The following is a 15,408-nucleotide window of genomic DNA, read 5'->3' as shown; positions in this document are numbered from 1 at the left end:
TTAATTGAATTAGTACACTTAAGGAGGTGGAGAAATGTTCACCGTCGATCCGAAAAGTCCGTTACCGATCTATGAGCAACTGGTTGCTCAAATCATCCGCTCGATTGCCCGTGGTCTACTCCGCTCTGGCGAACAGATGCCATCCGTCCGTGAACTTGCTGGTACACTCCTTGTCAATCCGAACACTGTCTCCCGCGCCTATCAGGAACTCGAGAGCCGCAACTTCATCGTCACGATGCGCGGCAAAGGATCCTTCATCTCAGATATTCCACTTCATGAAGTCAAGAAAGCCGCCATTCAAGATCCACTCATTCGTCTTTGTTCCGTCGCCGACGAACTCTCCATTTCAAACGAAGAACTCTATCAACTCATCTTACACATTAGGGAGGATTCCTCATGTTGACCGTTTCTCATCTAACGAAACAAATTGACCGTACCATGATTTATGAAAATGCATCCTTTACTCTACCAGCAGGAACGATTACTGCGTTGATCGGGCGTAATGGTGCCGGAAAAACGACATTACTGAAAACGCTTGTCGGTGCTCTTGAGCCAACGCGCGGAAAAGTTGAATGGAATGGCGAGTCGATCCACCACGTCCCGAAGACACGCGAGCACCTTTTCCTCGTTCCGGATTCTGTTTCCGTCTATCGCCAAATGACACTCGGCGAACTGATCAACTTCTACAATGCGTTCTATCCGAACTTCGAGAAAACATACATCGAAAACTATTGTCGTTCGTCAAACCTCGATCGCGGACGTCGCGTGACGTCATTATCCAAAGGACAAGCTCAGTTGTTCCTTCTTCAACTTGCGTTCGCGACGAATGCTCCGGTCCTCTTACTGGATGAACCAACAGACGGACTCGATCGAATCAACAAACGAGATTATCTGAAACAGCTCGTCTCATTGCTTGCAGAGCGCCAAACTGCCGTCTTGATCGCCTCACACCAACTCGAAGAGCTCGATTCACTCGCTGACCGTGTCATGACGATTGAAAAACATCTCGTCCGCGAACCAAAGGCACTCGACGACGCCAAAGCCAGCATGCAGAAATGGCAAGTCGTCTATGAGGACGTTCCGGAATTGTCACACGCTGATCTTCACGTCTTATCCCAAACAGGTCGGGTCGTGACATTGCTCGTCTTATCCGATGCAGGCGCGCAGTATCTTGAAACGACGAACCCCTTGTTAAAAGATGCTTTGCCAGTGCAGATGGAAGATTACTTCTTAGGGACATTTGGAGGGAAACGACATGGTTAAGCAATTGATCCGTTATCATATCAAACAAGGCATCTGGCCGCTCGCTTGTTTCATTCTGCTTGCGATCTTCAGCTATGGGTTCGGCAGTTATACCGTCATCAATGAGTTCGAGAATTACGAGGCCTCTCAGCAACCTGCTCTACTCAACACCGTACTCGTCAGTCCCTTTTTCGCCGGATTCGCAGCGATTCTCATTGCTGTCTTCGCGATCCTGATGCTCGGTTCCGAGCGCGGGAGTGGTCGCAGCCTGATTTTGCACGCGTTACCGTTTCCGAAGGTCTGGTTGTTCTGGATCAAATGGTCGATTGGCGTCGTAACACTGATCGTGTTTCCGATCATCGGCTTCTTCGTCAGCTGGTTGTTGCTACAGGCGTTCGGCGGTATCAATCCGTTTGATTACGTCACGTGGTCGTCACTCTTCCAAGATTTTGGTCTTTTCCTTCTATTTGATGTGACGATTTTGACGATCTTCTTATTCGCCGGAACAATCGCTGGTGATATCATCGGACAACTGTTGCTTGGTACGTTCTTCTTGTTCTTGAACTACTTCACGTATTTCAGCATCTACGCCGTCGCCCTGCTCGGTTTTGGTGTGACCTACGAGGAGTTAGACAAGCCAACAAATTTCCTGATGACGATCACGACACCCTTCGCACTCTTTTTTGAAAGTAATGTCGATCTGAATCTAACGTATCCCGTCTTGTTCTTTTTCGCTTTGACGATTGCCTTACTCTTCTTTGGTAGCCGCCTATATATCCGCGGAGCGAACGAACGACTCGGTCGGTTCACTATTTTCCCGAAACTACATCCAGCACTGATCATCACGTTCTCGATCTACACGACGATTCTGCTCGCAGGAATCATTGGTCTGATTTCGTCCGAGAACCAGTTCCTGTATTGGCTCGCGATCGTCATTCTCGCATGGCCGACGTTCAGTTCCTACCGTCGGATGATCGGATGGAGTCGCTAATCTATACACAAGTAGCCCTTCTGAGATGATTTTTCAGAAGGGCTATTCGTTTGTCATCGTTTCTTCACAAACCTTTACAGACGGTCCATATGGATTTCATATTTTCTGCGTAAAGTTGTGTTTGTAGGTCGTAGCGCCATAACCCATTACCTTTCGAGGAGGAATCCCTATGAAACTAAAACGTCTGATCCCGATTTTTGCCTTATCGACCCTTTCCCTGAGTACGATGATTTCGATGCCGGAAGCCGAAGCGAAAGCCAAACATACTCACTCACCCGAAATCCGGAACGTCATCTTCCTGATTGGTGACGGCATGGGTGTCTCATACACGTCTGCACACCGTTACTTAAAGAACGATCCTTCGACGACGACGGCTGAAAAAACAGCCTTTGATCCCTATCTCGTCGGTCAACAGATGACATATCCGGAAGATGCGAAGGAGAATATCACCGATTCCGCCTCTGCCGCGACAGCGATGTCCTCTGGTGTGAAGACGTACAATGCAGCGATTGCGGTCGATAATGATAAATCGGAAGTCAAGACCGTCCTTGAAGCAGCCAAAGAACGTGGCAAGTCAACGGGACTCGTCGCGACATCGGAAATCACGCATGCAACACCTGCCTCATTCGGTGCGCATGACGAAAGTCGTAAAAACATGAATGCGATTGCAGATGACTATTTCAAAGAACGTGTGAACGGCAAACATAAGATTGATGTCATGCTCGGGGGTGGGAAATCGAATTTTGTCCGTCCAGACGTCGATTTGACGAAAGCGTTCAAGAAAGATGGCTATAGCTATGTCACTGACCTCAATCAGCTGCAAGCGGATAAAAATAAACAAGTGCTCGGATTGTTCGCAGACGGTGGATTACCTAAACGAATCGATCGCGAAAACTCAGTCCCGTCACTTGCTCAAATGACGAACGCCGCAATCAAGCGACTTGATTCGAATAAAAAAGGATTCTTCCTGATGGTCGAAGGCAGTCAAATTGACTGGGCTGGACACGACAATGATATCGTCGGTGCGATGAGTGAGATGGAAGATTTCGAACGTGCTTTTAAAGCCGCGATCGCTTTCGCGAAGAAGGATAAGCATACACTCGTCGTCGCAACAGCCGACCACTCGACTGGCGGTTACTCGATTGGTGCGGATGGCATTTACAACTGGTTCGCTGAGCCAATCAAAGCAGCGAAGAAGACACCTGACTTCATGGCGCAGCAAATCGTCGAAGGCGCGGACGTACGGAAAACGTTAATGAAGTACATCGACCAAGACAAACTCGCCTTGACGGATCAAGAAATCGACAGCGTCTCTCGCGCTGCTGAATCGAAGAAATTACTCGAGATCGATAATGCGATTGAAGAAATCTTCAACGAACGCTCGCATACAGGCTGGACTACAGGTGGACATACAGGTGAAGACGTACCGGTCTATGCGTTCGGTCCTGCTAAAGAACGTTTCGCGGGACAAGTCGACAACACGGATCACGCGAAAATCATCTTCGATCTCTTGAAATCGAAGAAATAAGGAGAATGTTCATGAGACAGATACTTGCTACTTTGATGCTCGGGACGGTGCTCGCTGGTTGTGGCACTTCAGCATCACAAGACACACCAAAAGAACCAGCGTCTGCGAAACAGGAGCAGCCGGTATCGCTTGAAAAAACAAGCGCCTACGTTCCAAACCCGCAAATTCCAGACGATCGCGATTTGACAAAAATCGATCAGACCGTGACGGATGATAAGGGCGACCTGACGCTTAAACAATTCAAACGAGTGAACGAAACACGGAAGATTGGTCCGATCGAGATGACGATCGAAGAGATCAAAGTATTCCATGCTCGTCCAAGCTATGGCATGATTGATTTCTTCCATGGCTTTACGCACGATGAATCCTTTGATTTGATCAAGACACGGGTCACGATCAAGAACACAAGTAATGAACCGGTCACGTTCAATCCTGTCGCCCACTTCAAACTCGATGCTGCGGCAGAAAAGACGCTCGAGGACGACGTCTATTTGGAGTCGCTTGCGAAGACTTATGCCCCGTCCGAGTCACGGAGTGGTAACTTCGGCTTCATCTTGGAACATCCGGTTGACTCGATTGAACTCTTGACGAGTGATGTTCTCGATGAAAAACAAGATGTCCTCAAAAAAGGAACGACGTTTTCGACGTCTCTTCGTTGACTGACATTCACACTTCTACGCTCTATCTATTTTCCGGTCATATCCGGATCATAGGTGGAGCTATTTTGATGCCTGTAATCGTTCCATGCTACACTAAAGACATTATTTGAGTGTAAAGGACGGATCATATGCCGAAGTATTTAAACATCTATCACGAGCTCGCACAGCGGATTCAGGAAGGAACGCTCCCGGCCGAAACGAAATTACCTTCTGAAACGGAATTGATGCATGAATTCGAGGCGAGCCGCGGAACGGTTCGAAAAGCGATTGATGCCCTGCAAGAAAAAGGCTTCGTCCGTAAACACCAGGGGAAAGGTGTCTTCGTCCTGTCGCAAGAAGCGATCGAGTTCCAATTCAACGGAATCGTCAGCTTTTCGGAAGCGCATCGCCGGATGGGTCGACATGCTGTCGAGACGGATGTGCTATCGTGCGAAGTGCTCTCCGCCTCTCCTGAGCTCGCTTCGTTATTGCATGTGGCACAAGGAACAGACGTAACCCGTATTGAGCGGATTCGTCAGATTGATGGCGAACGCGTCATCCGTGACATTAATCATTTCGTAACCGCACTTGTGCCCGGCCTAACCGCTGACATTGCTAAAGGGTCCATCTATCATTACATCGAAGAGACACTCGGCCGGCAGATCAGCTATGCGAAACGAAAGATTGAAGCGCGCCCTGCGACACGGGAAGACCAAGAACGACTTGATCTCGAAGACGCCAGGGCTTCCCAATGATCCCGAGGGAGACGGACGTGCGTACTATACGGACGGACCAAACGTTCATGACTACTTGCAAGAGATGAACGCAGCCGTTTTTGCCGGACACGATCTCTTGACGGTCGGTGAGATGTCGTCGACATCGCTTGAACATTGTCTTCAATATTCTTCGCTCGAAAATCAAGAACTGAAGATGACGTTCAACTTCCATCACTTGAAGGTCGATTACCCGAACGGTGAGAAATGGACGGCTGCACCGTTTGACTTCAAGCAGTTGAAACAAATTTTCTCCGACTGGCAAACTGGCATGAACGGACAAGCATGGAACGCGATTTTTTGGTGTAACCATGACCAACCCCGCGTCGTCAGCCGATTTGGTGACGACGTCGCGTATCGTGTCGAGAGTGCAAAGATGCTCGCGACAACGCTTCATGGCTTGCAAGGTACACCGTATATTTACCAAGGAGAAGAGATCGGAATGCCGAATCCGGACTTCACGAATCTGTCCGACTACCGTGATGTCGAGACATTGAATGCCTATCAAGAAGCACGGACCAACGGCGTATCGGAAGAAGCAATTCTCGCTGCGATCCGTCAAAAATCGCGCGATAACGCGCGGACACCGATGCCTTGGTCGGACGCCGTCAACGGTGGCTTTAGTACAAGTGAGCCATGGATTCCGGTCTCGCCGACGTATGATCAAATCAATGTCGAGGCTGCTGTCGCAGAACCTGATTCAGTCTATCATCATTACAAGCGGTTGATTCAACTCCGCAAACAGTATGACGTGCTCACGGACGGTTCATACCGGCTGTTGACACCGGACGATCCATCACTCTGGGCGTACGAACGCGCAACGAGTGAAGAAGAATTACTCGTCGTCTCGAATTTCTACGGAACGGACACGACGTTCACGTTACCTCATGACGGATCGGACTATACGGTGTTGCTTCATAATTATCAGCAGATGCAGACAGAAGGGTACACTTTAACGTTACGACCTTATGAATCACTGATGCTTTATCGTAAAAAGTGATTGAATGAGACGGAGCACATGCAAAAAAGAGAAGGTTGGTTTCCAAGGGATACCCTAGAAACCAACCTTCTCTTTTGCTGAATAGATATAGAATGTGAATGCCTATCCCTCGACTCCTACAGGAAAAGAAAGCAGGGTACATGCTTTCGTCAGGGAAAGGAAAGACCCGGCGAACCGCATGGAATGCAGATTGCTGTGGCTTACCTCCCGCCTGTGGAAAGCGAGGATGGCAGAATCATTCGTTTTCAAAAATGATTTTTAAGAACTAGTTCCTTTCGAGTCTTTCATTTTCGCATGTTCTACGAAACTTTCCGATTCGCTTCTTCTCGTCTCAACTGTTCGCGGAACAGTCGTGTCTCAGCAATGACGACGCCGGACAATCCAATCAAACCGATTAAGTTCGGAATCGCCATCAATCCATTGAAGACATCGGAAATCGCCCAGACCATGTTCAAGTTCGTCGTCATCGCACCCGCTCCGGCGACTAAGACGAACAGGATACGGTATGGGAGAATCGATTTTTGACCGAATAGATAATAGATTGATTTTTCGCCATAATACGACCAGCCAAGAACAGTCGAATAAGCAAACATGACGAGTCCAATCGTGACGATGTATTTTCCGGCAGGACCGAGGAAGACCTCGAAGCTTGCTGTCGTCAATTCAACGCCTTGTAACTTCGTATCAAGTTGTCCTCCCATGACGAGCGTCAAACCTGTGATCGAACAGACGACCAATGTATCTAAAAACACCTGCGTCATCGAAACGAGCGCTTGACGTCCTGGGAAGTCCGTTTTCGCTGCAGCGGCTGCAATCGGTGCTGAACCAAGACCCGCTTCATTTGAGAAGACACCACGCGCGACACCATAACGAATCGCCGCCCCGATCGCGCCACCCGTAATTGCTTCGCTTGAGAACGTGCTGCTGAAGATCGTCGAAATCGCACCTGGAATCAAGTCATAGTTCATGACGAGAATCAGTAATCCACTTCCAACATAGAAGAAAATCATAAACGGAACAAACAAACTGACAACTTTTCCGATTGATTTGACCCCACCAAGAATGACGACGCCTGTCAGTACCATCAATACGATCCCCGTCACATAAAGTGGCACATCGAACGTTGATTTCATTGCGAGGGCGACCGAGTTCGTCTGGACCCCGTTCCCGATCCCGAACGCAGCGATTGAAGCGAATGCGGCAAACAAGACACCCAGCCATTTCTGCTTCAGCCCACGCTCGAGATAATACATTGGCCCCCCTGCCATCTGTCCATTTTCATCAACGACACGGTACTTGACGGCAAGGATTGCTTCCGCATACTTCGTCGCCATCCCGAATAGACCGGACAACCACATCCAAACGATCGCACCCGGTCCGCCGAGGACGACGGCGGTTGCGACACCAACGATATTCCCCGTACCGACGGTCGCAGCCAGTGCCGTCATCAATGCTTGAAAGTGACTGATGTCGCCTTCCGACTTATCGTCCTGATGCTTTGAAAACGCGAGCTTCAGCGCATACGGTAGTTTGATAATTTGAATGAATCCTAAGCGAATCGTCAAATAAATCCCCGTACCGACCAACAGAATAAGTAACGGTGGTCCCCAAACAAGATTGGACACCATACTGATCCAGTCACTAAATGAATTCCCCATTCGTGTTACCTCCCTTTATGAAATATGTAGTTCTTTACCATTTTTTCAGAATTTACTGATAATTGTCAAACTATTTTTTATGAAACTATTTTGATACTTCTTCATTTCAATAATATGCAAATAGTTGTGATTCATACTTCACCGTCTCGGAACAACTGACGAAATCGTGACATTTAATAATCAATAGGCTAAGAATAACGGAGCAACGATCACGGATACCGTTAACACAGCACACATCCTCCTGTTCACTACGATCGAACATTTGAATGCCGCGTCCGGTGAGGTACTGTCCTTCATCGATACGAAAGTCGTCAATGACAATGATTTATTCAAAGCTATCTCGATTCAATACTAGGATGACGCTCAAGCATTCCGCGATATGCACGAACAGATTTCCGTCAGTCAAAAACAGACGGAAGCACTAAAAGAAGTTCTTCGTCAGTTCCAAGTCTCAAAAAAGTCCCCTCATCTTCATGGAAGAGAGGGGACTTCGATGTTTATTGTGCTGCACCTGTGAGCGGTTGTGCATCTTTTGCTTCCGCAGGTAATTTGATTTCGTTGATCTCATTGAATTTCGAGAACGTCGACTCGTTCTTCATATTGAACTCGGTATCTTTTTCAATCGCAAACACCATGTCCATATCGAGTGATTTCGGATAGAATGTTTTGGCATCATACGTCATCGTGTAATTCATTTTCTTGTAATCGATGCTGTCCATCGCATCTTTCATCTGTGCCATCTGTCCTGTCTGCTCGAGCGAATCCTTCATGAATGCTTTGAGGTCGTCCCCTTTTAGTTTGACGTCGATTTGATAAACGTCACCCTCTTTTTTGGCGGTCCAGTTGTCTTTGTACTTTTTCAATAGCTTGAGATTTTGATCCGTCGATGCCGATGACTCCATCGCCTCGACCATATCACCTAGCTCCGAGACATCTTGAACGAGCCATTGTCCGTTTTGCGATAGATACATCTTATCGTCGACGATATAGCTCTCGATCGACATGTCCTTACCGTTTTGTGGATTTTTCATCGTCATCGTCTGGTGCATCGTAAGCGGCTTCTGGATGATATCGGCTGATACCTTCTGATCTACTGCCATCTCACCTGCTTTTGAATTGACTGTCCCTTCCATGTGGAACGATTTAATATCTTTTTGAGCGGCTGTCGCTTTATTCAGTAATTCCGTATTCGAGAGTTCCCCCGACTTCGTCGAACCAGACCCACTGCCACTACCCGAATCTGTCTGCCCATCTTGACATCCAGCTAATCCAATCGATGCTGCGACGATCCCAGCTGCTACCCACCTTGTTTTCTTCATATTCATTTCCTCCTTTATACGCGTTACCCTGATTTACGAAAAACATTGGAAAATGTTTCAAAGTTTCTTTATTACCTCATTACCGTTCTTCTTCAAAACAAATCCTCATATTTCAAATCTACTATTCTTTTTTTGAAATTTGATTTATCACCTGCAAAATGTCCACAAAAAAATAGGATGACGGAAACTTCCGTCACCCTATCCTTATTTCGTTAGATCGTGCGTAAAAGATTCGCCATCTCAATCGCGGAAACGGCAGCTTCGTAGCCTTTATTTCCAGCTTTCGTACCGGCACGTTCGACCGCTTGCTCGATCGAATCCGTCGTCAGGACACCGAAGATGATGGGTACGCCTGTATCACGCGACGCACTCGCGACACCTTTCGCGACTTCGTTACAGACATAGTCATAATGTGATGTTGCTCCGCGGATGACGGCTCCGAGTGTGATGACCGCATCATACTTACCGCTTTTCGCTAACTTTTCCGCAACGAGTGGAATTTCAAATGCTCCAGGAACCCATGCTGTATCCACAGCATCCGCCGCAACACCGTGACGACGGAACGCGTCGTTTGCTCCTCCGACGAGTTTTGATGTGATCAATTCATTAAAACGTGCTGCGACGATTGCGACGCGTAGTCCTTCTCCTGTTAAGAAACCTTCGTAAATCATGATGTGTGTCCTCCTTGGATATCGAGCCAGTGCCCGAGTTTCGTTTGTTTTGTTTTCAGATAACGTTGATTTTCCGGTTCAACGGGTACTTGATGGGGAACACGTTCGATGACTTCAATCCCCTCTTGCTCGAGCACCCGTTGTTTGTCTGGATTGTTCGTCATCAAGCGAATCTTCGTCACGCCAAGATCACGCAACATGTTGGCCGCGACCGTATAATCACGCATGTCCGTCGGATAACCGAGTGCATGGTTCGCTTCGACTGTATCAAGTCCTTGTTCCTGCAACTCGTACGCTTTCAACTTCGCCATCAGACCGATGCCGCGTCCTTCCTGACGCAGATACAAGACGGCTCCACCTTCTCGTTCGATTCGCTCAAGTGCCGAATCGAGTTGTGGACCACAATCGCAACGTTTCGAACCGAAGACATCCCCTGTCAGACATTCCGAGTGCAGACGGACGAGCATCCCATCGTGCGCTTCACCGGATAAGACGGCGACATGTTCTTTCTTATCTTGCGTCGTATAGCCGACCATCCGGAAAGCTCCGAATGTCGTCGGAAGCAACACGTCCGCTTCCCGCGTCAATGGACGCTCGAGATACGCGACGAGTGCCTCGATCGTGATCAGTTTTAAGTCGTGTTCTTCCTTATAGAGAAGCAAATCATCCACCCGTGCCATCGTGCCATCTTCCTTGATGATTTCACAAATGACGGCAATCTCATCGCTACCGGCAAGACGGGCAAGGTCAACACCTGCTTCCGTATGTCCGCGTCGTTCCCGAACACCGCCCTCTTTTGCGATCAACGGGAAGATGTGACCCGGTCGTTTGAAGCGCTCCGGTCCATCCGTCAGCATCCGCTGAATCGTTAGCGACCGTTCCTCTGCACTGATACCGGTCTTCGCCTCTTCATGATCGATGCTGAGTGTGAATGCCGTTCCATGCGGATCCGTATTATTCGCTGTCATCGGAGCAAGTTCGAGTCGCTGTGCGATCCGCGGACTGACTGGTACACAGACGAGTCCTTTTCCGTATGTGATCATGAAGTTGATGTTTTCTGCTGTCGCGTGTTCTGCGAGCATGACGAGATCGCCTTCATTCTCACGATCCTCGTCATCACAGACGATGATCGGTCGTCCGTTTTTCAAATCTTCTATTGCGTCTTCAATCAAGTCGAATCCGTTCATTACATGTCGCCTCCTAAGAATGCTGCCCAGTCCGTCTGCTTCTCATGCTGCGTGAAATGATAGAGATGTTTCGCCATCATGTCACACTCGATATTGACGACTGCACCACTTGCCAATCGATCAAACGTCGTCACTTGACGGGAGTGCGGAATCAATGAAATCGAGATCGTTTCCGGCGTGACGCGTTGCAAGGTCAGGCTCGTGCCGTTGATCGCGATTGATCCTTTTGGAATGCAATACTTTTGCCACGATCCGACATCAAACGTGTACACCATCGCTTCTCCGTCCGGTCGCCGACTGATTAGTCGTGCCGTCCCGTCGATGTGCCCACTGACGAAATGTCCGCCGAACCGACCGTCTGCCGGCATCGCCCGTTCTAGTTGCAGCGGGTTTCCGACCCGGTACGTGCCGAGTGCTGTCGAACGGATCGTGTCATGGACAGCATCCGCCGTAAAACCGGTTGGGCTCATTGACGTGACCGTCAAACAAATCCCGTCGACGGCGATGCTGTCACCAATCTTCGTTCCTTCGAGCACCCGGTGCGCTTCGATTTCAAGTGCTAATCCATTCGGTCGCGGAATCTTTCGTTTTAAGGTCCCGACTTCTTCAATCAATCCGGTGAACATATCGTCTCCTCCTTTCGGATGTACGTCAGATGGAGATCCGGTCCGACCATTTCAATCTGATCGATTTGAAAACGTTCTTCGATATCATGTCGTCCGTTCCAGGCAGTCCCTTCAAAAATCGACGGGGCTTGGTAGACTTCAATCCGATCGACGAGATCTGCTTCAAAGAATGCGGATTGAATCGTCGGTCCACCTTCAATCAAAACGCTGCGGATGTCTTGTTCGTATAAGCGTTTAAGAATCGCTTCCGGCGTCTCATATTCACCGACGAGCACCGTCACTTGATCATGACTTATCCGAGGAACACTCGTCAGCCAGTACGTTGGATTTTTTCCATCGCAAAAGACTTGCGCGGTCTCTGGCACCCGACCACGGCGATCGACGATTACTCGAATCGGCTCGATGCCTGACACTGCGCGTAAAGTCAGTGCTGGATCATCGACGAGCACCGTTTCACTTCCGACGAGGATCGCATCATGGCGACCACGCAGGGCGCGACCATTCGCGCGTGCTTCTTCTGACGTGATCCAGCGCTGTTCCCCCGTTGCCGCGATCCCGTTCATCGTCTGAGCGATTTTGACGGTCACGGTCGGACGTTTCCGTTCGATCGTTTTCCAAAATGTCTCGTAGAGGACTTCCGCTTCATGCCGTAACAAGCCGACTTCGACTTCGATTCCCGCGTCTTGAAGCCGTTTGATCCCTGAACCAGCGACAATCGCATGTTTGTCTTCCGTTGCGACGAAAACCCGTTTGATCCCGGCTTGTAGAATCGCTTCCGTACATGGTGGTGTCTTACCATGATGGTTGCATGGCTCGAGCGTCACGTAGAGATCAGCACCACGGGCGGCCTCTCCTGCCATTCGCAAGGCTTCGACTTCCGCGTGCGGACCACCGGCAAACCGGTGCGCACCAAAACCGATGATGCGTCCTTGTTTGACGATGACACAGCCGACACTTGGATTCGGACTTGTTTGTCCGTTTAACATATGTGCTAATTGCATGGCATAACTCATCATCTGTGACATCGCGTTCGCTCCTTTCAAATAAAAAAGACGCCCCTTGAAAAAGGGGCGTCTGTATAGAAGGGTTCACGAAATACACGGTTCGCCTTCTGCTTTTTTGCATGCAGAAAGAGACCATCTCCTGAAAACATTTTTTCAGAAAACAGCTTGAATCGCGTCGTTTCGTTCTTCTCCCATCCGGACTTTACCGTCGGCCCTGGAATCTCACCAAGTCAGCCATGATGCGTACATCACGGGTCGCGGGCTCGTCGATCGATCGATCGCATCACCGCCGGTTGGGATTTTCACCCTACCCCGAAGAACTGGATTATTGAGTTATACAACTTTAGCCTAGCATATCTTTTTCAAGAAAACAAAGCGCAAATGTTTCGGTCTTGGCTCTTTTATGATTTCGTCCCACTTTTGTTACCCCTCCCCAATTCGTGATCGACTGGATACTAAAAACGACTGGAGCACCTGATATCAGTGCGTCCAGTCATTGTGTTCCGGTTACAAATACCCGTTCTTCCGGTCGTGGAATTCTTGGGCAATCGCTCCGCGTGTCCGTTCATCAGCGAGGACGCGAAGTGCTGTCCGTGCGAGGATTTTAGCGCCTGCGATCAACGCTTCATCCCCCGCTTCCGAACGGGCTGCTTCTTTGAATGCTTCTGTATGGGCGACGAGATCGTCCGGACCAATCTTGATATACGGATGGATTGTCGGGATGACTTGACTGATGTTACCCGCGTCCGTCGATCCAAGCCTCGGTCGTTCGTCGAGGTGCACGATTTGCCCAAGCGCCTCTGCTTCTTCTTGGAAGAGACGATCAAACGTCCGGTTGAAGACGAGATTGTCGACTTCATTTTGGAAAGCGATGACGTCAAGCGTCGCCCCGGTCGCAAGTGCCGCACCTTGCGCGACCGCTTTGACTTTCTCCGTGACGGCATTCAGTCGTTCCCGTGTCGTCGCCCGGATGAAGAAACGTGCTTTTGCGTATTCCGGAATGATGTTCGGCGCATCACCACCATGCGTGATGATCCCGTGGATCCGGACATCGTCCGGTAACTGCTGACGTAAGGCGTTGATCCCATTGAAGAGCTGAATGACAGCGTCGAGAGCGTTGATGCCTTCTTCCGGTGTCGCCGCTGCGTGCGCGGGACGACCCGTAAAGGCAAAGTCGAGCGGATCGACCGCAAGCGAAGAACCCGTGATCCGCGTTTGTCCCGACGGATGGACCATTAAGGCCGCATCGATTCCTTCAAGCAACTGGTGTTTGACGAAACTGCCTTTCGCACTTCCGTTCGGCCCACCTTCTTCGGCTGGCGTTCCAAGCACGACGACACTCCCGCCGACTTCATCAAGCACTTTGCTGAGCGCGATTGCTGCCGCAACACTCGTCGTGCCGATGATGTTATGTCCGCACGCGTGACCGATGCCTGGCAACGCATCATACTCAGCAAGAAAGGCAATCGTCGCGCCTGGTCGGTCGCTCGACTTCTTCGCGAAGAACGCGGTATCGTGCCCCGCGACACCGAGTTCTACCGTAAAACCTTCCGCCGTTAGACGCTCCGCATGGAGTCGCGAAGCAAAGAATTCCTCGTTACCGATTTCCGGCGTTGCATGAATTCGGTGACTTGTCTCAAGATACGATTCTCGTTTTTGTTCGATGTCCTGTTCAATCGTCTCTACCCATGTCGTGCGTACTGGTGTCGTCATACTGTCCACTCTCCTTTTGAAATTATTCGCCGATATCGCTCAGTGGAACGAACGTCGGGATCGTACTGCCTTTGTATTCTTTTTTGATGAAGGCCGCGACATCTTTTTGTTGATACAGCGATGCGATTTTTTTCAGTTCTTTTTTGTTCTTGTCTTCTGTTCGTGTTGCGATGATGTTGATGTATGGTTTTGCTGTCTCGTTCTCATGGACGATTGAGTCCTTGATCGGGTTGAAGCCAGCGTCAACGGCGATGCCATTGTTGATGATTGATGCCGCGACGTCCGGTAAGACGCGTGGCGTTTGTCCAGCGACGATCGGAACGATTTTCAGCTTTTTCGGATTCTCGACGATCTTATCGACCGAACCGTTGCCATCGAAGTCGTCCGGTAGCTTGATCAGACCTGCTTCTTGCAGTAACAAGAGGGCGCGTCCCATGTTCGTCGCTTCGTTCGGAACAGCGATTTTTCCGCCAGTTGGAATGTCTTTGACATCCTTGTATTTATCCGAGTAGATCCCCATCGGTGCGATGACAGTCGTCGCAATCGGCGATAGCTTCAAGTTATGTTCTTTCTTGAAAGCGTTGAAGTAGGAAATCGTCTGGAAGGCATTGGCGTCGATCTCACCCTCAGCCAGTGCCATGTTCGGCTGGACATAATCGGAGAACTTGACGAGTTCGATTTTGATGCCTTCCTTCTCTGCTTTTTTCGCGACATAATCCCAAACTTGTGTGTCTGAACCGCTGACACCGAGCTTGATCGTCTTTTCGTCTTCTCCTGATGCTGCGCACCCGGCAAATAAAATCGTCGTGAGTGTTGCTCCAATTGCTACTGCTTTTTTCATGGCTGAATCGCTCCCTTGATTAATGTCTTCTGATTTTTCGTGCGACGATGTTGCCTGTCGTCTGTAAGCCTTGGACTAAGATAACGAGAATCCCGACCGTGATGATCATGACTTTCGTATCAAACCGTTGATAGCCGTAAGTAATTGCTAAGTCACCCAAACCACCACCACCGATGGCACCTGCCATCGCCGACGCCCCGATCAAGCCGACTGTTGC

At 49.4% G+C, this 15,408-nt stretch carries 15 protein-coding genes, 1 pseudogene and 1 riboswitch; of the genes and pseudogenes, 7 read left to right on the top strand and 9 right to left on the bottom strand.

Features of this window, described 5'->3' with window-relative positions:
- Positions 1–34 precede the first annotated feature (34 nt).
- From B3M90_RS10675 to B3M90_RS10645, 7 genes are all read left to right on the top strand, one after another.
- Complete coding sequence (locus B3M90_RS10675; protein WP_035410669.1) at positions 35–403, top strand: GntR family transcriptional regulator; 369 nt, start codon at positions 35–37, stop codon at positions 401–403.
- Positions 397–1,263: an ATP-binding cassette domain-containing protein gene (locus B3M90_RS10670; protein ID WP_035410673.1), complete on the top strand. Its 867-nt coding sequence runs from the start codon at positions 397–399 to the stop codon at positions 1,261–1,263. The genes B3M90_RS10675 and B3M90_RS10670 overlap by 7 nt, the downstream gene beginning before the upstream one ends.
- The gene (locus B3M90_RS10665; RefSeq protein ID WP_290784036.1) at positions 1,256–2,233 is read left to right on the top strand and encodes a hypothetical protein; all 978 of its coding nucleotides are present in this window, start codon (positions 1,256–1,258) and stop codon (positions 2,231–2,233) included. Before B3M90_RS10670 ends, B3M90_RS10665 begins: the two co-directional genes overlap by 8 nt.
- Positions 2,234–2,402: 169 nt before the next feature.
- A complete protein-coding gene (locus B3M90_RS10660) occupies positions 2,403–3,761 on the top strand; it encodes an alkaline phosphatase (protein ID WP_290784034.1) in 1,359 nt (452 codons plus the stop codon).
- Positions 3,762–3,772: 11 nt separating this feature from the next.
- Entirely contained in the window at positions 3,773–4,420 is a 648-nt protein-coding gene (locus B3M90_RS10655) for a DUF4352 domain-containing protein (RefSeq protein ID WP_214728385.1), read from the top strand.
- Positions 4,421–4,548: 128 nt separating this feature from the next.
- Entirely contained in the window at positions 4,549–5,154 is a 606-nt protein-coding gene (gene treR / locus B3M90_RS10650; RefSeq protein WP_290784032.1) for a trehalose operon repressor, read from the top strand.
- Entirely contained in the window at positions 5,069–6,172 is a 1,104-nt protein-coding gene (locus B3M90_RS10645) for an alpha-amylase family glycosyl hydrolase (protein ID WP_349679698.1), read from the top strand. The genes treR and B3M90_RS10645 overlap by 86 nt, the downstream gene beginning before the upstream one ends.
- 299 nt (positions 6,173–6,471) lie before the next feature.
- Here B3M90_RS10645 and B3M90_RS10640 read toward each other — a convergent pair whose 3' ends face one another.
- The 9 genes and pseudogenes from B3M90_RS10640 to B3M90_RS10600 all read right to left on the bottom strand — a co-directional run.
- Entirely contained in the window at positions 6,472–7,830 is a 1,359-nt protein-coding gene (locus B3M90_RS10640; RefSeq protein ID WP_290784030.1) for an alanine/glycine:cation symporter family protein, read from the bottom strand.
- 497 nt (positions 7,831–8,327) lie between these two features.
- On the bottom strand, positions 8,328–9,149 hold the full coding sequence (locus B3M90_RS10635) for a DUF6612 family protein (protein ID WP_290784028.1): 822 nt from the start codon (positions 9,147–9,149) through the stop codon (positions 8,328–8,330).
- Positions 9,150–9,361: 212 nt separating this feature from the next.
- A complete protein-coding gene (ribE, locus tag B3M90_RS10630) occupies positions 9,362–9,820 on the bottom strand; it encodes a 6,7-dimethyl-8-ribityllumazine synthase (RefSeq protein ID WP_035395821.1) in 459 nt (152 codons plus the stop codon).
- On the bottom strand, positions 9,817–11,007 hold the full coding sequence (ribA, locus tag B3M90_RS10625) for a GTP cyclohydrolase II (protein WP_290784026.1): 1,191 nt from the start codon (positions 11,005–11,007) through the stop codon (positions 9,817–9,819). Before ribA ends, ribE (B3M90_RS10630) begins: the two co-directional genes overlap by 4 nt.
- Positions 11,007–11,633 (bottom strand): riboflavin synthase, encoded by a 627-nt coding sequence (ribE, locus tag B3M90_RS10620; RefSeq protein WP_290784024.1) that lies wholly within the window; start codon positions 11,631–11,633, stop codon positions 11,007–11,009. The genes ribA and ribE (B3M90_RS10620) overlap by 1 nt, the downstream gene beginning before the upstream one ends.
- Positions 11,618–12,658: a bifunctional diaminohydroxyphosphoribosylaminopyrimidine deaminase/5-amino-6-(5-phosphoribosylamino)uracil reductase RibD gene (gene ribD, locus B3M90_RS10615; protein WP_290784022.1), complete on the bottom strand. Its 1,041-nt coding sequence runs from the start codon at positions 12,656–12,658 to the stop codon at positions 11,618–11,620. The genes ribE (B3M90_RS10620) and ribD overlap by 16 nt, the downstream gene beginning before the upstream one ends.
- A gap of 158 nt (positions 12,659–12,816) precedes the next feature.
- A riboswitch (FMN riboswitch) is annotated at positions 12,817–12,961 on the bottom strand.
- Positions 12,962–13,144: 183 nt separating this feature from the next.
- Positions 13,145–14,350 (bottom strand): M20 family metallopeptidase, encoded by a 1,206-nt coding sequence (locus B3M90_RS10610; protein WP_290784020.1) that lies wholly within the window; start codon positions 14,348–14,350, stop codon positions 13,145–13,147.
- Positions 14,351–14,372: 22 nt separating this feature from the next.
- Positions 14,373–15,191, bottom strand: coding sequence for a MetQ/NlpA family ABC transporter substrate-binding protein (locus tag B3M90_RS10605; protein WP_029342773.1), 819 nt, complete (start codon positions 15,189–15,191; stop codon positions 14,373–14,375).
- A 19-nt stretch (positions 15,192–15,210) separates the two neighbouring features.
- Positions 15,211–15,408: pseudogene (locus B3M90_RS10600) on the bottom strand (methionine ABC transporter permease); the annotation flags it as partial.

The organism is Exiguobacterium sp. UBA6309, assembly GCF_002439205.1.
Classification (GTDB): Bacteria; Bacillota; Bacilli; order Exiguobacteriales; family Exiguobacteriaceae; genus Exiguobacterium_A.
Note: the sequence above shows the minus strand (reverse complement) of the source record. Positions and strands in the feature narration are given on the sequence as shown.